The organism is Nonomuraea candida (assembly GCF_000725485.1).
Classification (GTDB): domain Bacteria; phylum Actinomycetota; class Actinomycetes; order Streptosporangiales; family Streptosporangiaceae; genus Nonomuraea; species Nonomuraea candida.
In genome coordinates this window covers 94768-116595 of sequence record NZ_JOAG01000030.1, presented here as the reverse complement: position 1 = coordinate 116595, position 21828 = coordinate 94768, and the positions used below count along the sequence as shown (strand labels likewise).

Sequence of the window (21828 nt, the reverse complement as noted above, 5' to 3'; positions counted from 1 at the left end):
CGGTCACTGGTGGCGCAGCCGGTCCTCGATCGTCTCCCAGATGCCGGGGATCACCCCGGCGGGGGAGGGGCTGTAGTGCGGGACGGCCCAGCGGGCGATCATGGCGTCGATCACCGTGGGCCGGTTCGCGGCGAGCGCCGCGCGGAACGCCTCCTCGAACTGCTCGATCGTCTCCACGCGATGGCCGTCCGCGCCGCACAGGCGCGCGTAGGCGGCGAAGTCGGGGTTCCTGAAGTCCACCAGGGCCGACTCGCCGTACGTGGCGAGCTGATAGAGCTTCACGATCTTGTACTCGAAGTCGTTGAAGATGACCCAGATGACCGGCACGTCGTTCTCCACGGCGGTCATCAGCTCGAATCCCGCCATCGAGTAGCACCCGTCGCCGCAGCCGACGACGACGGTCCGGTCCGGCTGCGCCAGCTTCGCCCCGATCGCGCCGTTGACGTGCCCGGACATCGGCCCGAAGGATCCCGTCTTGCGGAAGTTCTGGCCGCTTTCGAGGTCCACGTAGTAGCCGAGCCAGGCCAGGTGCGCGCCGGCGTCGGCGAGCAGGATCGCGCGCTCGGGCAACATCCGGCCGATCGCCCGCGCCAGCTCGCCCGGGTGGATCCTGCCGGGGAGCCGCAGGAGACGTCGTCTTTCGTGGTCGCGGCCCGCGACGTGCGGCGGCCTGACGGGCGGGGACCGGCGCTCCAGCGCCTCGGTGATCGCCTCGACCGCCAGGCGCGCGTCGGAGACGAGCCGGTGCCGGGGCGCGTACATCTTGCCGATCTCGCCGGCCGCGATGTTGACGTGGATGAGCTCCTTGCCGTCGAACAGGTCCTCGCGCAGGCCGAAGGTCGCGTGCTGGCTGAAGGAGTTGCCGACGGCCAGGACCACGCCGGCCTCGCGGAAGGCCTTGCGGGCCCGGGCGTGGCCGCTCTCGGCGAACACCCCGGCGGCCAGCGGGTGGGTCTCGGGGATGATCCCCTTGCCGTCCAGGGTGGTCATCAGCGGGATCTGGAAGCGTTCGACGAAGCGCAGCATCGCCTCCTCCGCGTGGCTGCGGATCGCGCCGAACCCGGCCAGGACGACGACCCCGCGACCGTCCCGCAGCGCGTCGGCCAGCGTGCCGGCGATCGCCTCGACCTGCTCGGGGTCGGGCCGCACCGGCGCCACGTCCACGCGGACGTCGTGGTAGCCGGGCACGTCGGCGCCGGGGGCGGTGAGGTTCTGCGGCACGTGGATGTGGACCGGCCCCGGCCGTCCCTCGTACGCGACGTTCACGGCCTCCTCCAGCAGGTCGCACGTGTCGGCGAGGTCGGTGAGCAGGTAGGACTTCTTCGTCGTCGCGGAGAACATCGCGTGGGAGTCGGGCGTGCGGTTCAGGCCCGAGGTGTCGTTGACCGCGCCGCGCCCGCGCCAGTCCAGGGAGACGAAACCGGTGATCGCCAGGACCGGGTAGGAGTCCGACAGCGCGACCGCCAGGCCGGAGAACAGGTTGAACGCCCCCGGACCGACCGTCGCGAAGCAGACGCCGAGCCGGCCGGTGTACATCGCGTACCCGCACGCCATGAACGAGGCCGCCTGCTCGTGCCGGGTCATGATCGGCCGGATCGTCCGGGAGCGTTCGAGCGCCAGCATCAGGCTGGCGACGTTCTCGCCGTTGCCCCCGAAGGCGGTGTCGACCCCGGCGCTTTCGAGCCCTTTGACGATGGCCTCGTACACCTTCATGGATTCCCTGCCTTTCGCGAGGTCAGGCGTGCCATCGCGCGGCATGCCGGTCGTGCGCGTCGGTCGTCCCGTCGGCGAAGAACCGCTCGTAGTACTCCGGTTCGACGTGGTGGGCCTGCAGCCAGATGCCGGGCACGTGGACGGCGTCGGTGTGCGCGGGAAACCGGCCGTGGGTGTCGTGGATGTACGTGCAGACGTCCCGCACACAGTCGATCACCGGCTGGTCGTACGCGCCGGCCTCGGCCAGGTAACGGCGTCCGTAGTCGCCCTTGTAGATGCGGGCGAAGGTCTGCTCGTCACGGTAGATGCCGTCCGGGCCGAACTTCGCCCGGATGACGGCGTCGACGGCGGCCGCCATCGAGGGGTGGTTGGGCGGGCACGCGGCCTTGATGAGGTGCTCCCCGCCGGCCCTGAGGCCGACCGGGTGGGAGCGCAGCGCGGCGTACTTCGGCAGTGGAACGTGCCAGCGCAGCACGTCGGCGAGGCGGAAGCGGGGAACGACGAAGTCGAAGCCGAGCATCCGCCCGTACGCGCGGGAGAACTTCGGGTCGCCCAGCATGATCTGCGGGTGGATCGTGGCGTGGATCCAGGCGCCGAGCCCCATGGCGTCGGCGGTCAGCATGAGGTTCTGCAGCAGCAGGTCGGCCTCGACCTGGGTGCGCATCGGGCCGAGGGCGCCGAGCGGCAGTTTGAGCTCCCGGTTCAGGAACCCGTTCTTGATCCACTTGCGGACGCCCGCCGGGCGGTAGAAGTTGCGGTCGTCGACGAGCGTCGGACGGGCGCCCTCCGGCTGCGTGAGCAGGTACATCAGGCCGTTGATGTACTGGTGCGACAGGTCCACCACGGGCAGGAAGATCGTGGTGCCGGGGAGGTTGGACAGGAACCGGTTGGAGTCCAGATACGCCGGGAAGTCCCGCATCCCCTCGGCGACGTCGAGCCGGTGGGGAAGGACTCTCACCTTCGCCTGGCGGGCCCGCTCGACCAGCGTGCCGGCCTCGAAGGGCAGCCCGGGGGCGGGCGGGAGCTTCCTCAGGTAGTACGTGCCGGTGTCGTTGATCATGAAGAAGTGGGTGCCCTGGGCGTTGTCGGGGCTGCCCGCCGTACGCCCGGCCATGGTGAGGTTCGGCTTGGCCATGATCGGGTCGCCGTTGCGCGGGTCCTCGAACGGCCGGTCCGGCATGGTGAGGCCGGAGCAGCCGGTCAGGGCGATGAGCACCGCCTCCTCCAGCTCCGTCAGCGGCATCGGCGGATGCGGCGAGCGGTAGCTCATCGAACCGGCCGGGACGGACGCGCCCCTGCTGACCCGGTGCGTGCGCCGCTTCCAGATGGTCTCCAGCAGGGGCCGGGCCAGGAGTTCCGGCAGCCCTTCCCGCCCGGTCACGGGCTTCACGTCCATGGTCGATCTCGCTTTCGCTCGTTCCCGGCGCCTTCAGGCGCCCTCAGGCCCCCAGGCGCTCAGGCCCCAGGCGCTCAGGCGCGCTCGGGCCCGCCGGCCGCGTCCGGCATGGGCGGGCGCCAGGGCGCGAACGCGCTCGCCGTTCGCGGCAGGTGGGCCGCCAGCTCGGGGCAGTGGCGCAGGATGACGCTGTTCATGCCGTTGCGCGCGATCCAGTCGAGCCCCAGCGGCGTGTAGATCTCGGGCCTGAAGTCGACGGTGAGGAACCGGTCGCTCTGCAGGCGGCGGCTGGCCATCAGGATGAAGATGCGGAAGGCGGTGTCGCTGAACCCGAAGCGCTCGGGCGGGTTCTCCGCGAACAGGCCGACCATCGTGTCGATGTCGTCGACCGTGCGGTAGACGTCCTTGAGGCGGGCCAGCGTGTCCGGGTCGGAGGTGAGGTCCTCGAAGCGCCGCAGGCGCGGCTTGTGCAACCCGGCGCGGAAGTCGTTGTAGCGCGGCACGCCGCGGCGGCGGGTGCGGACGAGGTCGACCACGGACAGGTCGATGATCTCCCCGTCCCGCTCGAACGCCTGCAGCGCGCGCGGGAAGTTCCGCAGCGTGATCGCGCCCGGATGGGCGACGCCCATGGAGTAGAGCGAGTTCGCCAGGCCCACCCCGCGCATGACGGTCTCCGTGGCGGCGCCCTGCACGTCGTTGAAGCCCAGGGTGCGCAGCGTGCGCCCGGTGGCGTGGTCGGCGAAGGTGTAGTCGTCCGGGATCAGCGGGTGCATGCGGTAGACGGTGACGAAGTCCTCGGTGAGCGAGTAGGGCACCTCGTGGTGGTCCGGCAGGGTCTCCGGGATGCCCTTGAGCGCGTGCTCGTCGGCCAGCCAGAGCCCCAGGTGGGTCAGCCAGCTCTCCGGCGGGCCCTCCCAGTTGGCCCGCAGGCCGATGTCGATGAGGTCGGTGGCGAGGATCGCGGGCGTCCACTCCACGGTGTGGATCTTGGCGATGAGAGCCGCGACGACGAGCCGCGCGACGTGGTAGACGCCGTCCTCGTCCATGTTGGGGTACTCGGCGCGCAGGGCCGCGCAGACGGCGTTGTGCTCGCGGGCGAAGAGGGTGTGCATGACGCTGAGGCCGAGCCACCAGTTCTCCCGGAACCCGGTGATCGGGATGCCGTCCGGGCCCGGCTTCAGGTGCCCGTCCTCCAGGTGCAGCTCCGCGCTGCCGTCCGGGCCGCGCAGGGACTTGGCGACGGTCTCGTTCCCGCCGTAGACCTCCGAGCCGTCCCACCAGTGGGAGGCGGCGTTGGAGCTCAGGATCGGCGGGCCCATGCCGCCGGGCTGGGGCACTCCCTGGTCCTCGGCGAAGCGCATCACCGCCTCCGGCGCGCCGCCCGGGGTGTTGACCCAGGTCATGCCGGCAGGCAGCGGCACCTCGACGCTCCTGGTCCCGGCCGGGTGCCGCTTGTGGTCGACCCAGTCGTGCACCTGGAACTGGATCCACGCGGCGGCGAGGATGTTCAGCGACCGGGCCGGGATGAACGCGTCGCGGTGGAGCAGCTCCCTGCTGACGACCAGCGGATTGGGCACGTCGAAGAGGTCAGGCCGGTAGACGGGCCGCAGGTTGCGGCCGAAGGGCGAGCCGAGGGCGCCCATCGCCGGAGCGGACAGGTCGTTGTAGGTGCCGTCGTAGGTGCGGCGGGTGCGCAGGTGCTCGTCGATGGGCGGCGGCACCGGGTGCGGCTGCGGCGGGGCCTCGTGGACGTCGGTGTCGACGAGGTTGTCGCGGCGCAGCACCTGGCGGATGGCCTCGATGTTCAGCAGCCCCACCCAGGTCGGCAGCCTGTGCCACGGGACGACCCGGTTGAGCGCGCCGAACCCGCGCTGCAGCAGCCGGCCGACGACGACGTTGCGCCTCGGCACCGGCGTCAGGAAGCGGTGGCCGCGGCGGTGGGCGCTGCCGGCCTCGTACGCGGCCTTGCGGGCGCGGTTGAGGTTGCCGAGCGGGCGGAACTCGCCGGTCGTGTTCCACGGGTCGAAGGCGAGCTGGTCGACCCGGAGCGCGGCGGCGCGGGCGTCTGCGGTGTCGAGGCTCTGGCGCGGGATCGTCAGCGTGGCCACCGGGACGGCGGGGGTGTCCTCGTCCGGCCAGTCGGTGGCGCCGTTCTCGATGGGCGTGCTCCTGCCGTCCACGTAGCGCTGCACGCACAGCTCGAAGACGACGTCCGCCCCGGCCAGGCGGGCCGCCAGCTCGTGGCTCAGGTAGTCGGGGTCGGTCTCCGAGGCGGGAGGCGCCGGCGGGGCACCCGCGGCCGGACGGAGCCGGAAGCGGACCGGCCCGGCCTGGCCCCACAGGATCGCGCCCCGGCTCCAGTACGTCTCCAGTGCCAGGCTGCGCACCTGGCGCCGGGTTCCCGCGGTGACGTTCCGCCGCATGCGCGTGGCCGAGGACCAGCCGACCGCCAGCGGCAGCTTGACGAACACCCCGATCGCCTTGCGCACGGTGGTGTCGGCCCCGGCCATGGCCCGCGCGAACGCGACGAACTCGCGGGCGTCGCGGGCGTGCGAGACCGGGTAGTTCGTCATCAGCAGGTCGTGGGCCTCCTCCGGCCCCACCTGGACCCGCAGCGCCGCGCCGCGCAGGTCAGGGGTGAAGTCCGGCTGGCGGGCGCCGCTGGCGTTGGACAGCCGCACCGTGACCGGGTATTCGGCGCCGGGCTGGGCGAATCCGGCCCGCAGGTCCTCCGGCAGGTCGGGGCGGAACCTCAGCGTGGCGTTCTCCACGCCCAGGATCGCCTTGGCGTGGAAGGCCCGCTCGATGCCGGCGGCGCCGCTGCGCTGCCGGATCTTCAGCTGGACCCCCATGAGGTCGCGGGCCAGCCGTTCGAAGATCACGCGCTCGGTCTCGGGGTCGCCGCCGACATAACGTTCGTACCGCTCGGCGGGACGTGCCTCCCGCGCCGCCGGAGCCGTACCGGCACGATGTTCCTGCTGTCTGGTCATGGCTTCCCCTCCCGACACTCCCCGAGGTTGTCATGAGAGCGCTTCGCGCGGCGCCGGAAAGGCGATACGCACCGGGAAGTCGGATGCGTTCCTCAGCAGGCGTTTGCCCTGGTGGACAGGCAGGTCGGCCCCGGCTCTCCCATCATCCATGAGCCCTCGTACGGGCCGGCCCAAGCGGCCCGCATGCGGCCCACACGAAATCGTCAACCTGTGTGCTCACCGGGTAAAACCGGCGGAGCAGGCGCTCCCGCTTGCGGGAGGACGGCCCTTCGGGCAGCACGGCCAGGCGGGCGCTCCCGCTTGCGGGAGGACCGCCCTTCGGGCAGCACGGCCAGGCCGCCGAAGACGCCGCGCTCCATCTCCTCGACCACTTCGGCATGCCGCCGGCCCGCCGCGGCGAGGCTGTTCGGGCTGGCCGGGCGGCATTCCGATCGGGAGTCGCAGCCGCACCAGTCGCCGGTCCGGGCCGCCGGCCGAGGCCGGGGCGGGGCGCGCGTCTCGAACCGGGATGGCAATCGCACCACGGTGATCGGCAGCACGATGTCTGATTCTTGCAAGACCGCCGCACCGGCTCCGTGGTGGCCTTGGAGCGTGCCCCGTACTGATCTTCCAGGAGCCGCCATGAGGTTCGGTTACGCCATCGTGTACGTCCCGGACGTGGTCCAAGCCGTTGACTTCTACGAGCGGGCCTTCGGGCTCGCCCGCGCGTTCGTTCACGAGTCCGGAGACTTCGCCCAGCTCGATACCGGCGGCACGGCGCTCGCCTTCACCAGCCATCGGCTGGGGGTGCAGGCAGTGCCCATTCCCTACACCGCCCTCGACCCTTCCACGCCTCCGGCAGGGCTCGAGTTCACCTTCATCACCGATGACGTCGCCGGCGGCTTCGCCCGCGCCGTCGCGGCGGGTGCCACCGCCGTGGCCGAGCCACACCACACCCCTTGGGGGCAAGTGGTCTCGTATGTCCGAGACCCCTGCGGCGTCCTCGTAGGAATCGCCTCGCCGGTCACCGGCTCCTAGGGCGCCGAGGGCTGTCCCCTGCTTGCCAGGGGTGAGGATGAAGGACAGCGGACGGCAGCGCCCGGATCGTGCGCTGCCGTCGTGCCCGCCGGCGTCCGTCCTCGTCTCCGCCTCCGCCTCCGCCTCCGCCATGGTTCACGGAACGCTGACGATGTCCGACCCCGCTGCCTCGGCAGCGCACGTCACAGAGGTCCCAGCCGGCGCTTCTCGTCCGGTCGCCATTCGGCCAGCAGGACGGTGGCGTCGTCCTGGAGCCGGTCGTCGTGGTAGGCCAGCACGCTGCGGACGAGCCGGCGCAGCGTCTCCGGCACCGGCAGGCCGTCGGCGTTGTGGCGGATGACGAAGTCGACGAAGCGGTGCAGCCCGAACTCGCGCCCGCCGGCGTTCCGCGCCTCGGTGATGCCGTCGGTGTAGAGCAGGACCCGGTCGCCCGGCTCCAGCTGCTCGCGGCACAGGACCGGCTCCAGCCCCAGGTCCAGGCCCAGCGGATGGGCGGGCGGGCATTCCAGGGTGGTGCTCCAGCGCCCGCCGCGGATCACCACGGGCGGGTGATGGCCGCGATTGACCCAGCTCAGCACGCCGGTGGTCAGGTCCAGGTCGGCCAGGACGGCGGTGACGAAGCGGGTGGCCCGGCCGAACTCCTCGATCAGCACCCGTTCGATCATCATGCTGTTGGTGACCAGATCGGCGCCCTGCCGGCGGTGGTTGCGGCAGGCGGCCATCGCCAGGTTGGCCGTCAGCCCCGCCGAGACGTCGTGGCCCATGGCGTCGAAGACGGCCAGGTGCGCGACGCCGTCGGCGATGGAGTAGTCGAAGGCGTCACCGCCGATCTCGTAGGCCGGTTCCAGCACCGCGCCGATCACCAGCTCCGGTGTGGCGCAGGTCAGCGGCGGCATCAGGTTCCACTGCATCTCCGCGGCCACGTTCATCGGCCGGGTGCGTACCAGGCGGGGATAGGAGTCGCTGTAGGCACGCGTGCTGACCACCATCAGCGCCACCATCGAGGCCAGGTGGCGCGCGGCGTCGCCGATGTCCCGCTCGTCGCCCGCCGCGCCGACCCGCAGGACCCCGATGCGTTCGGTGCCGTCCAGCACGGGCACCCACCAGTGCTCGGCGGGCCCGGCGTCGTCGCCGTTGCCCTGGCCGTTCTTGTTGCCCAGGATGCGGCACTCCTGGAACGCCCGGCCGGCCAGCGTGCCGTCGATGCGCAGTTCGTGATCGTCGTCGCTGCCGTCCTGGCCGGCGTCCAGGCCGTGGCCGGTCAGCCGGCGCAGGACCGTCTGCTGAAGGTCGGCCAGGTAGATCAGCACGCCGTCGAGCCCGGCCAGGGAGGCGTGCTCGTCCACCAACGCCGGAACCTGCTCGAAGGTGGCCAGGTGAGTGGCCTCCAGCAGCCCGATCAGCATCCTTTCCAGACCGGACGGTTCCCCGCCCGCGCGCACCACGGTGTCGTGCTTCGGCATTGGCACATCAGCCTTCTCCCGCCTTGTCCTCGCCCCAGGCAGTATCAGGTGGGAGACACTGGTGGAATCCCCGGATCCACGCGACCAGGGAGCTAAACCCCAGCTTGCCATGCTTGAGCGGGATTGCGCACCGCTCGCGTCGTGTGCGCCGCGCTGCCCCCCGCGATCCGCCGACGCCGGCACCGCCATCCGGCGGTCACCGGGTTCGCGCCACCAGCTCGCCGATCTCGGGAAGCACGGCGTCCGCGACCGTGATCCGGCGCTGAACGAGCCCGTTGGCGTGGAACAGGTCGGCGGCGTGCTGCTGCTCGGCGACGAACTCCTCGCTGACGGGGTGCAGCCCCCACGGGCGGGTGCGCAGCGCGTGCTCCCACGCGTCCACATTGCCGCCGTCATTGCCGCCGTCATCGTCGCCGTCGAACAGGGCGGCGGCCTCGCGCGGGTGCCGCTCCGTCCAGAGATCCGCCCGCTGCAGGGCCGTGACGATCCTGGCCAGTTCTTCCGGCTGCTCCACGGCGAAGTCGCGGCGGGTGAACCAGAGCGAGCGGTGGCTGAACAGGCCGTCGGTCTCCACGAGCGTACGGGTGCGCGACTCGACCGGCGTCAGGTACGGGTAGGAGCCTACCCAGGCGTCCACCTCGCCGTTCACCAGCAGCTCGGCGGCGTTGCCGTAGGCGTCCACGGGCACGATGTCGCCCCAGCCGAGCCCCTCGCGTTCCAGCGCCAGCAGCAGCAGCGTGGTCTGCCAGGAGCCGTGGCCGAGCGCCACCTTCTTGCCCTTCAGCTCCGCTGCCGATCCGATCGGCGAATCGTCCCGCACCACCAGGCGGCCGTTCTCGACCCGCGGCTGCGAGATCGCCACGTACACGATGTCGTGGCCCTTGGCCTGAGCGGTGACCGGGGGAGTGGAGCCGGTGCCGATGAAGTCGTACCCGCCGTCGAACAGGTGATCGCCGTGCGCGGACGGGAGCGCCTTGGTGGGGTCGACGCGCTCGCCCCGGCCGAGGGCGTTCAGGTCCACCCACTCGACGCCGGGCAGCAGGTCGCGGTGGCGGGCCACCCAGAGCGTGTTGTTCTGCGGGAAGAAACCGACCTTGGTGGTCATGAGGTACGTCCTTTCAGGAGCGGCAAAACGTGGCGGCCCACGCGGCGGGCCTCTTCGAGGTGCGGGATCCCGGCCAGGATGAAGGCGTCCACGCCGAGGTCGAGGAGCTGGTCGAGGCGTTCGGCGACCTGGTGGTAGTCGCCGACGAGGCCGAAGGCCGGGCCGTCGCGCAACTGGCTGAACCCGCCCCACACGTTCGGGGCGACCTCAAGGGCGCGGGGATCGTCACCGGCATCGGCGAGAAAGGCGCGGCTGCGCCGCACGCCGACGGAGTCGCCCTCCTGGGCGCCGCTCCCGCGCGGCCTGGCCCGCCAGCCCGCCTCGATCTCCGCCCACGCCTCCTCCTCGCTCTCCCGGGCCAGCAGGTCCACCCGCACGGCGAAGCGGGGCGGCGTGGCGCTGTGCGCGCGCACCGCGTCGAACTTCTCCGCCAGCGCCTCGAACGGCTCCAGCCACGACAGGTAGTGGTCGGCATGGCGGCCGGCGGCGTCGATGGCGGCGGGGGAGGAGCCGGAGAGGAAGATCTCCGGGAACGGCTGCCCGGCCAGCTCCTCCGGCAGTCCCGCGTTCTCCACCCGGTAGAACCGGCCGTGATGGGTGTGGCTGCCGTGCCAGACGCCCTTGAGCACGTCCAGGAACTCCGAGGTCCGCGCGTAGCGGTCGTCGTGCTCCACCTTGTCGCCCCACCACAGTTGCGCGGGGCCGCCGCCGCCGGAGATGACGTTGTAGACGATCCGGCCGCCGGTGGCCCGCTGCAGCGTGGCCGTCATTCTCGCTGCCTGCACGGGGTGCAGGAATCCCGGCTGAAAGGCGACCATGAACCGGTACGAGGTGGTCTCGCGGGCCAGCGTCGCGGCGGCGGCCCACGGGTCGTCGGTGTGCGGGAAGTTCGGCAGCAGCCCGCCGACGAAGCCCGACTCCTCGGCGGCCCCGGCGACCTCGGCCATGTAGTCGGCGTGGCTGTAGCCGTCGTCCTGACCGTCCCTGGCGCCGGGGGCGGTGCCGCCGGGGGCGAAACCGCCGCGGCTGCGGACGCGGCGGCGCAGCGAGGGCTGGTCGCCCTCCATGTGGATACGCCAGTAGATGTCAACGGTCAACAGCCCGCTCCTTCAGGTGCTCGCCGAGGCGGTAGACGTCGTCGGTCCGGAGGAAGAACTCGGTGACCCCGAGCGCGGCGTACTCGCCGGCGGCGTCGATCGAGGGCAGGTGCACGCCGTGGCGCAGGCCGGGCAGCTCGGGGATGAGCGCGGCCAGGTCGTCGCCGGCGGAGAAGACGTGCACGTCCGCGTGGCGGCGCGACAGCTCCAGGGCCTCGGGCGAGGTTCCCGACAGGTGCACCTCGGGGAAGGGCGAGGACGACAGCGGTGCGCCGAAGCCGCCCTTCACCACCTCGTAGAAGTCACCTCTGAAGTCGAACGGACCGCCGCGCCAGACGCCCTTGGCCACGGTCAGGAACTCGTCGGCGCGGGCGAGCCGGGCGGCGCCGGTCAGGAAGTCGCCCTGCGCCCTGGCCACGGCGGGGTCCAGGTCCACGGCGAGCCGCCAGCCGAGCCGTCCGGCGGCGAACCGCTGCAGGGACGCCGACAGCTTGGCCGCGTAGACCGGCGTGGCCACGGCCGGGTGGAACTCGGCGGCGACCCGCAGATGGCGGGTGCGGCGCAGGACTCCGGCGGCGACGGTGAGCGACTCCTGCCCGTCCGGGTCGAAGGGCACGAGCGCTCCCGCCCACCCGGACAGGTCCGCCGCCACGGCGGCCCGCCCGGCGGAGTCGGCGAGCGCCGGCCGCACGTCGGTGACGAAAGGCGGCAACGCGGCGGGGGCGGGGCTCCTGGTGGGCAGGACCACGTGAAAGCGTGCGGTGCTGCGCGTCGTCATGCCGCCGCCTCCAGCGGGACCTCTTCCAGCAGGGCGTCGATGCGCGGGAGCAGCTCCCGCGCCAGCGGTTCGATCTGGGTGTCCGCTTTGCAGATCGGGGTGGCGACGGCGATCGCGCCGGCGGCGGCCACCAGCTCCGCGGCGCGGGCCAGGCCGGGATGGGCGGTGTCGCCGCGCAGCAGGGCCTCGGCGGGCAGGTCGCGCAGGCGCAGGACCGTGGCGGGCCGGCCCATCCGGTCGGCCAGGTGGTCGAGCAGGCGTACGGTGCGGGAGGCGGCCGATGGGCTGCCGGAGATGAGCAGGACGGACATGTCAGATCTTTCCTAGGGGTTCAGCGGAAACGGGCGGCGTCGGGGAAGGCCGCGGTGACCGGCCCGTCTCGTGGAGGAACTCGGGCGGCGGCGGTGTCGCGGGTCCAGCCCGTGGCGGTCATGGCGCCGCTGCCGCGTGGGTGTCCACGCCCAGGTCGGCGAGGAGCCGGCGCCGCAGTTCGACGAAGTCGGGGTCGGTACGGTCACGCAGCCGGTCGAGCCCGACCCGCACGTCGGTGACGAACGTGCCCCCGCGCAGCACCGCGATCCGATCGGCGAGCAGGATCGCCTCCTCCACGTCGTGCGTGACCAGCACCACGGCCGGCCGGTGCCGGGCGCACAACTCGGCGATCAGGTCCTGCATGTGCAGCCGGGTCAGGGCGTCCAGCGCGGCGAACGGCTCGTCGAGCAGCAGCAGCTCCGGCTCGCGTACCAGGGCCCTGGCCAGCGCGACGCGCTGGGCCTCGCCGCCGGACAGCGTCGCGGGCCAGGCGCCGGCGTGGCTGCTCAGCCCCACCTCGGCCAGGGCCGCCAGGCCCTTGGCGCGGGCGGCACGGCCCTGCCCGATGATGACGTTGGCGAGGGCGCGCTTGGACGGGACGAGCCGCGGCTCCTGAAAGACGACCGTGCGCACCGGCGGCACCAGCACGCTCCCGCCGTCGGCCGCGTCCAGCCCGGCCAGGATGCGCAGGAGCGTCGTCTTGCCGGTGCCGCTCGCCCCGAGCAGCGCCAGGAACTCGCCACGCCGCACGTCCAGGTCCACCCCGTCGAGCACGGCCCGCGCGCCGAAGACCTTGCGCAGGCCTCTCGCCCGCACAGCGAGCCTCATCGGATCGTCACCGCCCTGCGCCAGGGCATCGTGACCCGCTCGGCCAGCCGCAGGGCCAGGTCGGCGGCCAGACCGATCACCGCGTACAGCAGCACGCAGAGCGCGAGGATGTCGGTGCGCAGGTAGTCGGTGGCCCGGGCCATGAGGTAGCCGAGCCCGGCCGTCACGTTGATCTCCTCGGCGGCGATGAGCGCGATCACGCTGAGCGTGGTGGACAGCCGCAGCCCGGCGAAGATGGACGGCAGCGCGCCCGGCAGCACGACCTCGCGGGCGATGGCGAGCCGGCCGAGGCCGAACGAGCGGGCGGCCTCGACGACCTTGCGGTCCACGTTGCGCACCCCGCTGGAGACGTTGATGTACATGGGGAACGTGCAGGCCACCCCGATCAGCAGGATCTTGGACGCCTCCTCGATCCCGAACCACACGATGAACAGCGAGGTCAGCGCCAGGAACGGGATGGCGCGCAGGGCCTGCATCGAGGAGTCCACGAGCTCCTCCCCGAGCCGGGTGAAGCCGGAGAGCACGCCGAGCAGCAGCCCGGTGGAGGCCCCGAGCACCAGGCCGAGCCCGGCCCTGGTGACCGACACCCGCAGCGCCTCCGGGAGCTGGCCGTCGGCCCACAGCTCGGCGAAGGTCCTGACGACGTCCTGCGGGCCGGCGAGCACGTCCTTGGTGAGGGCGCCGGAGGCGGTGGCCGCGTACCAGGCCGTGAGCAACAGGACGGGGCCGATGGCACGCAGCGCGAGCGTGACGGCGGGGTGGCGGCCGGCCCGGCGGGGCGGTGCGGGGGCGACGAGCCCTTCGACGCCGGCCTCCGTGGCGGTGGCCACGCTCATGACGTCGCCTCCCCGAGCGTGGTCACGTCCACGACGTGCTGGGAGACGTCCAGGGGCGCGGTGAGCACCTTCTGGTCGAGGAAGAACTTCGCCACATCCTGATATTTCGCGATCTCGGGTGCAGTGACCGCTTGGGCGGGCTTGCCCTTCTTCTGGATGTCCACCACCAGGTCCTTCTGCTCGCCCTGCACGGCCTGTGGGCCCGTCCGGGTGAAGACGTTCAGGTACGCGGCCGGGTCGGCGATCTCCTTGGCGCTGCCCTCCTTGATGAACGCGAACAGGGCTTTGACCACGTCGGGATGCTCCTGCAGCAGCTTGTCGGCGGCCACGTAGATCACGTAGTTGTCGGACTTGATCGCCTCGCCGTCGGCCAGGATCCGGGCGTCCAGATCGGTGACGGCGGGAATGAGGAAGGTGGAGAACGTCGACCAGGCGTCCACCTCTCCCGAGCCGAAGACCGGCGCGGTCTGTGACGGCTGCAGGTAGACCCGCTTGACCTTCTCCACCGGCACGTTGAACGTCTGCAACGCCTTGAGCAGCAGATACTCGCTGGTGCCGCCGTGCCCGACGGCCACGCTGCGCCCAGCCAGGTCGGCCACGGACCTGATCGGCGAGCCGTTCTTCACCACGATGCCCTCCCCGGCCCGGTCGGGCGGGACGGTGGCGAAGATCTTGAAGCTGGGTTTGACGGCCAGCGCGGTGACGCCTGCGGTGATCGAGCCGGTGGCGATGTCGAGCGAGCCCGCGTTGATGGCCTGGGCCGCCGGGGCGAACACGGAGAAGTCGCCGGCCCACTTGACCTTGGCGCCGACCTTGGCCAGGGCGGCGTCCAGGCTGCCGTCCTTCTTCGCGGCGGCCAGGAAGCCGCTGTTGCCGGGGTCGGAGATGCGTACGACGACCTGCTCCTGCCCGGCCGTCGTGGCGGTGCCGCCGCAGGCCGCCGCCAGGAGAACGAGGGGGAGGGCCGGCAGTAGCTTACGCATGGTTGACTCCTTGCAAGGGGGTGTGATCGGCCCAGGCCGTGACGTCCACGGGCGATTCGAGAAAGCCGTGGCCGCGCAGGAAGTGCTCCTGCTCGGCCAGCAGGTCGAGGCGTTCGGCGGACAGGTCGAGGTGGAGCGAGGCGCCGGGGACGTAGGCCGCCGCCACGCCCGCCGCGCCGGCGCCGGTTTCGGCCCCGAGGATCCTGGCCACCTCGGCCGGGTGCCCGGCGGCCCAGTCCGCGGCGCGCAGCAGGACGGCCAGGAAGCGGGTGACCACCTCCGGATGCTCGTCCAGCAGGCGCTGGTGCACGGTGATCGGGCGCGGGGTGCCGTTGTTGATCCGCGCCCGCCGGTCCGGTACGGCGTCCAGGTCGAGGCCGACCTCCGCGCCGTGGCGCACGGCGGCCTCGACGGCGAGCGCGCCTTTGACGTAGACCGCGTCCACCCGGCCGGCGGCCAGCGCGGCCAGCTCCGCCTCCCACTGGCCGCCGCCGGGCCCGGCCTCGACGTCCACCAGTTCGGCGTCGCCGAGCCCGAGCCCGGCCAGGGACAGCGCGCCGTGGAAGCCGTGCAGGGCCATCGCCCGCCAGAAGTCGATGGCGATGCGATGCCGGGGCACCGCCAGCCGCAGTCCCTTGAGCTGCCCGGGGCCCTCCAGAGCGGTGCCGCCGCGAACCAGCACGGCCTGCCGCTCCTCGATCCAGGTGAGCCCGATGAGCCTCGTCGCCTCGCCGCGCGAGCGCGCCCACAGCGCCGGCACGTTGCCGCCCTCGCGGAACAGGCCGGTCAGGGCGTGGGTGTAGTGGGTCTCGCGGGGCACGCCGGGATCCTCGTCCTGCAGCGAGCGGACCTCGATCCCGTCGTCGGCGAACTCGTCTGCCAGCCAGCCCTGGTCGGCGGCGATACCCGTCGCGGTGGGCACGGGACAGCGGGTGAACCAGATGGCGTCGAGTGCGGCTGTGGTCATGACGCAGAGTTTGCTGGTAATTTGGTAGGAAATGCAAAGAATATCCCGCGATGCGGGAAGCATGTCCGGCCGGAACGGCTCTCACCTGGTCACGGCTCTCCCTACTCGGAAGACGGAGTTTCCCGTATGGCAGCAGACGGCGGCGTCCAGTCCGTACGCAGGGCGATCGGCATGCTCGGCTGCTTCGGCGGCGGTGACGCCTCGCTCAGCCTGTCCGACCTGTCGCGCAGGATGGGGTTGTCCACCTCGACCGCGCACCGCCTGGCCAGGACACTGGCCGGCACGGGCTTCCTGGAGCAGGAGGCCCGCACCGGCCGTTACCGGCTGGGGCCCTCGATCACGGAGCTGGGCCAGCTCTCCTTCCACCGGCGCGGCCTGCACCGCATCGCCCCCGAGCTGGCCGAGCTGGCCCGGATCACCTCCGCCACCGTCGACCTGGCCGTCCGCAACGACCGGCACGCGGTCATCCTGAGCGGCGGCTCGCTCAACCCCGACAGCGGCGCCGGCCTGCGCCGTCCCCTGCACTCCACGGCGCTGGGCAAGGTCCTGCTGGCCTGGGCCCCGGAGGGAAACGCCGACCTGGAGGCGCTCGGCCCGCTGCCCGCGCTGACCGGCCGCACCATCGTCGACCACGCCGAACTGCGCGCCGAGCTGGCCCGCGTGCGCGAGTCCGGGTACGCGCTCAATGACGGGGAGTCGGGCGATGGCATCCGCACCGTCGCGGTGCCGGTGCTCGACCGGCAGAACCACGTGCGTTACGCGCTGGCCGTACGCGCCACCCCGCTGGCCATCAGCGACGCGCGCATCGGCTGGTTCGTCACGCACGCGCGGACCTGCGCCCGCGCGCTGGAGGTCCTGCTGATCCCACCCGCCGAACGCCGCCTGCGCACCTCCGGCTGAGGATGCCGGACGCTCATGTTCCTCCCCGCCAACCGCTGGATGCCCCACTCGCGGGAAACGATCCCCGCTTCGGCCCCTTCGCCGGTCCCGGGCCTGAGCCGGCGGTTCATGCGGCGGTGAGGGGGGCGCGGATGGCGGCGGCGCCGTAGCCGGCGAGCCCGTCGGAGAGGGCGCGCGGCCCGAGGTGGAGGAGGCGCAGGTCGTTGGCGCGGTGTGTCAGCCCAAGAGGCGATGGCATGCGGCGTTGCGCATCTGGAACTCCGGCTTGTGCGGGGGGAACAGCTCATCGCACTTCATGCCGAGCAGCGATGAACCTTGGCCGGGCCCGAGGGGCGCCGGCCAGGAGGAGACGGGGCCGTCCTGTCCCTGTTCTGCTTGAGAGGCGGGGCGGGACGATCGGCGATCGGTCGCGGTGGCGGCCGGGCGTCGTGGCCGTACGGGTTCGCGGCGGCCGGCCGGCTCGTCGGCGCGCACGCGATCGCTGACCGCGCCCACGTGCTTCGTGGGGCCGGCCTCCTTGCTTCGACGCGCGTCCTTCCCGCGGGGAAGAGCGGCCGGCGCCGGAGCGGGAGAGGCGGCCGGGGTGTTCGGTTTGCGCCACAGCTGAGCAGCTGCCGGAGCGCGATCGCGGGCGACATCTCGCTGAGCGTCCGTGCCCTGAGGCGAGGAGTCCTGCCGGCCGGGGGACGGTGTCGATCCCCCGCCTATGGCCACTGTGGTGGCTATGACGGCGGTGGCTATGACGGCGGCGGCTCCACCTATCAGCATCAGAGCCCTCGCGGACACCCGTCCACGACCCTGCTCCGTCTTCTTGCGCATGTCCTGCCCCCCGATGCGCTTGATCACTACGCGTGCGCAGGCTATCGGCGCCCTCCTTGTGCCCGCTCTCGGCTTTGAGCTCCCGTAGACCATTCCTGGACGGCTCGTTCCCGAGGCCGTCCGCCCCGGACATGCGGTGGGGCGGCCACCAGGACGACCTGGCGATCGCTCGATCACCGAGACGACCACCTGCTCACGTGCCCATGCGTGCTCAGACCGCTCGGACTTCGGCGAGCCGCCTGACCGCGTAGTCGTCGCCCCAGCAGACGGCGGCTTCCCAGGCCGCCGATGCCTGAGAGGCGATGTCGAGCGCGGCGTCGTCGAGGCCGGCGGCGTTGCCGGGCAGCACGAGGTCGAGGTCGGGGACGTCGACGTGCGACTCGTCCCAGTCGATCAGCGCGACCCGATCCGCGGTGATGAGGATGTTGCCGGGATTGCCGGGGTTGCCGTGGACGACGCAGGTCTGGCGTCCGGACAGCCGCGCCCATGCTGCCCGGCATCGGGCAACGCCCTCCGGGGGCATCGCGCCCAGGTCGATCCTCGTCCCGCTCTCGGCGTGCAGGAGGTCGGTCGACGAGCGCCAGCCCGGGCGCTGCGGCCAGCCCCGCGTCAGCCGGTGCAGCTCGCGGAGCGTGCCGGCCACGCGCCGCCAGTCGGCCCGCGTCTCGGGCGGTCCGCCATCCAGATAGGTCATCACCACCAGACCGTCGGCGAAGAGCCGGCCGTCCCGCGTCGGGATCGGCACCGGCACGGTCAGACCCGCACGGTCGAGATGGACGAGGAGTCCGGTCTCCCACGCGAGATCAGCGTCGCTCCTGGTGCCGAGACGACCGACCGCACGGCGTCCTTTGACGCGCACGCTCCACACGTCGTTGGCGACCCCACCGACGAGCCGTTCGATGCGAGCGGCGTCTTCACCCCACTGCGCAAGTGCTTCCCACCCCATTGATCGAATCTTACGGGGCTTATCCCACCCTGTTCGAGCCCAAACCGCTCGAAGGTCATGACCGGGCACCGCGCGACTCGGCGCCGCCCTCGGGCGCCGGCTTGCCGAGGGTGGGCCGACGCGCGACTGCCGGTGGGGCGAGACGCCGGCTCAGGGGCGGCGGTAGCACAGGGCGACGGCGCCCGTCTCGGGGATGACGGCGGCGTGGGAAAGCCGCCAGGTCGATGCGAGGCCGTCGGGCAGCAGGCGCACTCCGCCCCCGAGGGTCGCCGGGACCACGGTCATGTGGAGCTCGTCGATCAGGTCGGCCTTGAGCAGCGCCTTGATGATGCTGGCGCTGTTGATGACGAGAATGTCACGGCCCGGCGCGGCCTTGAGGGAGCGCACCTCGGCCTCGAGGTCGCGGGAGACTCGGGCGTTGGTCCACTCCGTCTTGTCCAGGTCCGCTTGCTGCAGGGTGGTGGAGATGACCACCTTCTCGACGGTGGCGAGCCAGTTGCCCAGGTCACGGGTGCGGGCCGAGCTGCTGGGATCGCTGGTCAGGCCGGGCCAGACGGAGGTGAAGCCCTCCCAGTTGACGCGGCCGACGACCGCCGTGCTCACCCCGCGCCAGATCCCTTCGTACATGAGCTCGCTCTGCTCGCTGGTGATGTGCGCCATGGCCCAGCTCATGTCGTCCTCGGGGCCGGTGCTGGTGTAGCCGTCCATCGAGACGACGGCCTCGGCGATGACCTTGCGCTGCTGCTGGGTGTTCTCAGGCATGAGGGGTTCCTTCTCATCATTCAGGGGGTGTCGCGTCGAGGCGTGGTGTCGGGCGAGCCTGCGGCGAGCTTGCCGAGGCTCTGGCCGAAGCCGATCTCGATGCCGAGGGTGTGCCGGGGCGTGCGCCGTCACTGGTCTGCCGTTCGTCGCCATCGTGCGCGAACTCGCCCGCCGGCTACATGGGCGGCGGGGAGGACCTCGACCTCGCGCGTCTCCCCTGTCGTGCGATCGGGCAGGCCGGCGGATTCGATGATGACAACGTCAGAATTCAGGCGCGCCTTGACGAAGGAGACGGCGGCCTGAACGTCGTTGGAGCGTGCGGGCACCCGCTCACGGTAACCGCCTGGACCGACAGTTCCGCTTCGCTGGAGGGGCCGGCGGCGATGTCGCATGTTCCCCGAGCCGGCCTCCTCGTCCGCCTACACCGGCACGTTCGCGCCTTCCAGCACGCGCATGAAGGCACGCGACCATTCGGGCAGGTCCGGCCAGCCGCGGCAGGAGACCATCGCGCCGTCCACCACGTCGGGGGCGTCCACGAAGGTCGCGCCGGCCATCTCCATGTCGGCCCTCAGCGGCGGGAACGCCGCCGTGGTGCGGCCGCGCAGCAGGCCGAGCGCGGCCGGCACCTGCGGGCCGTGGCAGATCGTGCCCACCGGCAGGCCGTGCGCGAAGAAGTGGCGCACGATGCGGGCGACGTCGGGATCGGTGCGGATGTACTCCGGCGCGCGGCCGCCCGGGATCACCAGCGCCCGGTAGTCCTCGGGCCGCACGTCGGCGAATGCGAGATCCACCGGCAGCTGGTGGCCGGGTTTCTCGGTGTAGGCGTCCCAGCCGGGCTCGAAGTCGTGGACCACCAGCTTCACCGCGCGGGTGGTGGGGGCGGCCACGATCGCCTCGTGACCCCCTTCACGGAGCCGGAAGACGGGGTACATGGAGTCCAGTTCTTCCGCCGCATCACCGGTCAGAACAAGCACTCGGGCCATGGCTCACTCCTGTTCTCCCACGCAGGATCTTAATCCGCGTGCGGCGGAAATGGCAGGCCCCGCGTGCCGCCGACCGGGGCGCCGCCCCCTCGTTCCGGTCGTCACCGGGAGAGCGTTCACCGTGGCGCCGCCGCCGGTTCACGATCAGCCGCTACGCTCCCGCGGACCTGATGATCAAAGCGGAGACCATGAACCTCGACACCCCGACCCGCCGCGCCTTCCTGACCTCCACGGGAGCCCTGGCGACCACGACGCTCCTCGGCGCGGCAGGCCGGGCCCGGGCGGCCACGCCGTCCACATTGCCCACAGCGCCCGCAGCGCCCGCAGCGCCCGCGCGGTCAACGCTGCCCAGGCGGCCCAACATCGTCATCATCCTGGCCGACGACCTCGGCTACGGGCAGCTCGGCTGTTACGGCCAGAAACTGATCGACACGCCGAACCTGGACCGGCTCGCCGCCCAGGGGCTCCGCTTCACCAGCGCCTATGCGGGTGCTCCGGTGTGCGGGCCGTCGCGGGCCTGCCTGCTCACCGGCCTGCACGCCGGTCACGCCACCGTGCGCGAGAACCCCCTGGGCGGCCCGGACCCGTCCCTGACCTCGGCGGACGTCACGTTCGCCGGCCTGCTCAAGCTGGCCGGATACCGCACCGCGTGCATCGGCAAATGGGGCTTCGGGCCCGAGATCGCCGGCCAGCCCTCCCATCCGAACGCCCGCGGCTTCGGCGAGTTCTTCGGCTTCATCGGCCACAAGCACGCCCACCAGTACTGGCCGCGCTACCTGTGGCACAACCGCGCCACCGTCCCCCTCAACGGCGCCGCCTACGCCCCCGACCTGTTCCTCAGCCGCGCCCGCGCGTTCATCACCGCGGCCGCGGCCGCGGGCGAGCCGTTCCTGCTGTACCTCCCCACCACGCTGCCGCACTCGCCCAGCGACGTGCCCGGGGACGCCGGGCGGTACGAGGACGAGCCGTGGACCCGGGCCAACCGGCGGCACGCCGCCCAGGTCACCCGCCTGGACGCGCACGTCGGCCGGATCGTCCGGACGCTACGCGAGGCCGGCGTCGCCGACTCCACCCTGCTGCTGTTCACCGGCGACAACGGCCCCCACCGGGAGAAGGGCGTCACCCCCCGCCTGTTCGACTCCAACGGCCCCTACCGCGCCGACAAGGGCGACCTGTACGAGGGCGGCATCCGCGTGCCGATGATCGCCTGGTCGCCGGCCCTGCCCGACCCCGGCCGCGTCATCGACGAGCCCGTCGCCTTCTGGGACGTGCTCCCGACCCTGGCCGACCTGGCCGGGATACCCGCGCCCGCCCACCTCGACGGCACCTCCCTGCGCGGCCTGCTGGACGGGTCCGGCTTCACCGGCCACTCCCACCTGCTGTGGAACCGCCCCGACAGAGTGCAGGCCATCCGGCGGGGCGACTGGAAGGCGATCCGGTTCGCGCCGGGCGTCGCCGGAGCCGGGCCGGGCGGCCGCTTCGAGCTGTACGACCTGAGCGGCGACCCCGGCGAACGCCACAACCTCGCCCGCGCCCGGCCGCACCTCGCCGCCGAGCTGAACGCGGCGATCGACGCCTCCATCGCGCCCGACCCGCGCCTGCCCTACGGCATGCGCCTGACCAGCACCAGCGCGACGGCCGACCGGCCCTGCACGGTCACGGTCACCCTGCACAACGGCTCCGCCACGACCTGGACCGACCTGCGGATCCGGCTGCACCCGCCCGCCGGCTGGCACATCACCGGCCAGGGCCGCCACGCCCCCCTGCGACCGGGCGCCTCGGCCACGCTCCGCTTCACCCTCACCCCGCCGGCACAGGCCACCCCCACCGGCACGCTCACCGCCACGGCCCGCTTCACCACGGGCGGAAGGCACGTACGGTTCCGTACCCGAAAGAAGATCACCACCTCGATGCGCACGGCGTGACGCCGGCC

At 72.2% G+C, this 21828-nt stretch carries 19 protein-coding genes; 3 read left to right on the top strand and 16 right to left on the bottom strand.

Translation table 11 applies throughout. The annotated features are described in order from the left end of the window. Positions 1–3 precede the first annotated feature (3 nt). The 3 genes from IO39_RS28045 to IO39_RS28035 all read right to left on the bottom strand — a co-directional run bounded on the left by IO39_RS28045 (position 4) and on the right by IO39_RS28035 (position 6099). The gene (locus IO39_RS28045; protein ID WP_043628999.1) at positions 4–1713 is read right to left on the bottom strand and encodes a thiamine pyrophosphate-binding protein; all 1710 of its coding nucleotides are present in this window, start codon (positions 1711–1713) and stop codon (positions 4–6) included. A 22-nt stretch (positions 1714–1735) separates the two neighbouring features. Further along, positions 1736–3109 (bottom strand): hypothetical protein, encoded by a 1374-nt coding sequence (locus tag IO39_RS28040; RefSeq protein ID WP_043628997.1) that lies wholly within the window; start codon positions 3107–3109, stop codon positions 1736–1738. A 74-nt stretch (positions 3110–3183) separates the two neighbouring features. Then, positions 3184–6099 (bottom strand): peroxidase family protein, encoded by a 2916-nt coding sequence (locus IO39_RS28035; RefSeq protein WP_084773617.1) that lies wholly within the window; start codon positions 6097–6099, stop codon positions 3184–3186. A gap of 621 nt (positions 6100–6720) precedes the next feature. Here IO39_RS28035 and IO39_RS28030 point away from each other — a divergent pair. Further along, positions 6721–7116 (top strand): VOC family protein, encoded by a 396-nt coding sequence (locus tag IO39_RS28030; protein WP_043628996.1) that lies wholly within the window; start codon positions 6721–6723, stop codon positions 7114–7116. 182 nt (positions 7117–7298) lie between these two features. Here IO39_RS28030 and IO39_RS28025 read toward each other — a convergent pair whose 3' ends face one another. From IO39_RS28025 to IO39_RS27985, 9 genes are all read right to left on the bottom strand, one after another. Continuing rightward, positions 7299–8579: a PP2C family protein-serine/threonine phosphatase gene (locus IO39_RS28025; RefSeq protein WP_245642305.1), complete on the bottom strand. Its 1281-nt coding sequence runs from the start codon at positions 8577–8579 to the stop codon at positions 7299–7301. A 196-nt stretch (positions 8580–8775) separates the two neighbouring features. Next, entirely contained in the window at positions 8776–9684 is a 909-nt protein-coding gene (locus IO39_RS28020; protein WP_043628994.1) for an ABC transporter substrate-binding protein, read from the bottom strand. Then, positions 9681–10781, bottom strand: a complete 1101-nt coding sequence (locus tag IO39_RS28015) for an LLM class flavin-dependent oxidoreductase (RefSeq protein WP_043628993.1) — start codon at positions 10779–10781, stop codon at positions 9681–9683. Before IO39_RS28015 ends, IO39_RS28020 begins: the two co-directional genes overlap by 4 nt. Continuing rightward, positions 10771–11559 (bottom strand): LLM class flavin-dependent oxidoreductase, encoded by a 789-nt coding sequence (locus tag IO39_RS51035; RefSeq protein WP_084773616.1) that lies wholly within the window; start codon positions 11557–11559, stop codon positions 10771–10773. The genes IO39_RS28015 and IO39_RS51035 overlap by 11 nt, the downstream gene beginning before the upstream one ends. Next, positions 11556–11870, bottom strand: coding sequence for an NAD(P)H-dependent oxidoreductase (locus IO39_RS28005; RefSeq protein ID WP_052423457.1), 315 nt, complete (start codon positions 11868–11870; stop codon positions 11556–11558). The genes IO39_RS51035 and IO39_RS28005 overlap by 4 nt, the downstream gene beginning before the upstream one ends. A 118-nt stretch (positions 11871–11988) precedes the next feature. Then, positions 11989–12687 carry an ABC transporter ATP-binding protein gene (locus tag IO39_RS28000; RefSeq protein WP_439331487.1) on the bottom strand — a complete coding sequence of 233 codons (699 nt, stop codon included), beginning with the start codon at positions 12685–12687 and terminating at the stop codon, positions 11989–11991. Positions 12688–12695: 8 nt separating this feature from the next. After that, positions 12696–13535, bottom strand: coding sequence for an ABC transporter permease (locus IO39_RS27995; protein ID WP_043628989.1), 840 nt, complete (start codon positions 13533–13535; stop codon positions 12696–12698). Further along, positions 13532–14518, bottom strand: coding sequence for an ABC transporter substrate-binding protein (locus tag IO39_RS27990; protein ID WP_043628986.1), 987 nt, complete (start codon positions 14516–14518; stop codon positions 13532–13534). The genes IO39_RS27995 and IO39_RS27990 overlap by 4 nt, the downstream gene beginning before the upstream one ends. Beyond that, positions 14511–15485 (bottom strand): ABC transporter substrate-binding protein, encoded by a 975-nt coding sequence (locus tag IO39_RS27985; protein WP_043628984.1) that lies wholly within the window; start codon positions 15483–15485, stop codon positions 14511–14513. The genes IO39_RS27990 and IO39_RS27985 overlap by 8 nt, the downstream gene beginning before the upstream one ends. Before the next feature lie 126 nt (positions 15486–15611). On the opposite strand from IO39_RS27985, the gene IO39_RS27980 reads away from it, so the two are divergent. Next, positions 15612–16385 (top strand): IclR family transcriptional regulator, encoded by a 774-nt coding sequence (locus IO39_RS27980; protein ID WP_043628982.1) that lies wholly within the window; start codon positions 15612–15614, stop codon positions 16383–16385. Positions 16386–16491: 106 nt separating this feature from the next. Here IO39_RS27980 and IO39_RS59080 read toward each other — a convergent pair whose 3' ends face one another. The 4 genes from IO39_RS59080 to IO39_RS27960 form a co-directional block, all read right to left on the bottom strand. Then, positions 16492–16623 carry a hypothetical protein gene (locus tag IO39_RS59080; RefSeq protein WP_281200156.1) on the bottom strand — a complete coding sequence of 44 codons (132 nt, stop codon included), beginning with the start codon at positions 16621–16623 and terminating at the stop codon, positions 16492–16494. 792 nt (positions 16624–17415) lie between these two features. Continuing rightward, positions 17416–18150, bottom strand: coding sequence for a phosphotransferase enzyme family protein (locus tag IO39_RS27970; RefSeq protein ID WP_043628978.1), 735 nt, complete (start codon positions 18148–18150; stop codon positions 17416–17418). Between the two features lie 150 nt (positions 18151–18300). Next, positions 18301–18912, bottom strand: a complete 612-nt coding sequence (locus IO39_RS27965; RefSeq protein WP_043628977.1) for a dihydrofolate reductase family protein — start codon at positions 18910–18912, stop codon at positions 18301–18303. 419 nt (positions 18913–19331) lie between these two features. Beyond that, positions 19332–19895: a DJ-1/PfpI family protein gene (locus IO39_RS27960; RefSeq protein WP_043628976.1), complete on the bottom strand. Its 564-nt coding sequence runs from the start codon at positions 19893–19895 to the stop codon at positions 19332–19334. Between the two features lie 170 nt (positions 19896–20065). Here IO39_RS27960 and IO39_RS27955 point away from each other — a divergent pair, with 170 nt between their 5' ends. Continuing rightward, positions 20066–21820, top strand: a complete 1755-nt coding sequence (locus tag IO39_RS27955) for a sulfatase-like hydrolase/transferase (RefSeq protein WP_157548971.1) — start codon at positions 20066–20068, stop codon at positions 21818–21820. Positions 21821–21828: the final 8 nt, after the last annotated feature.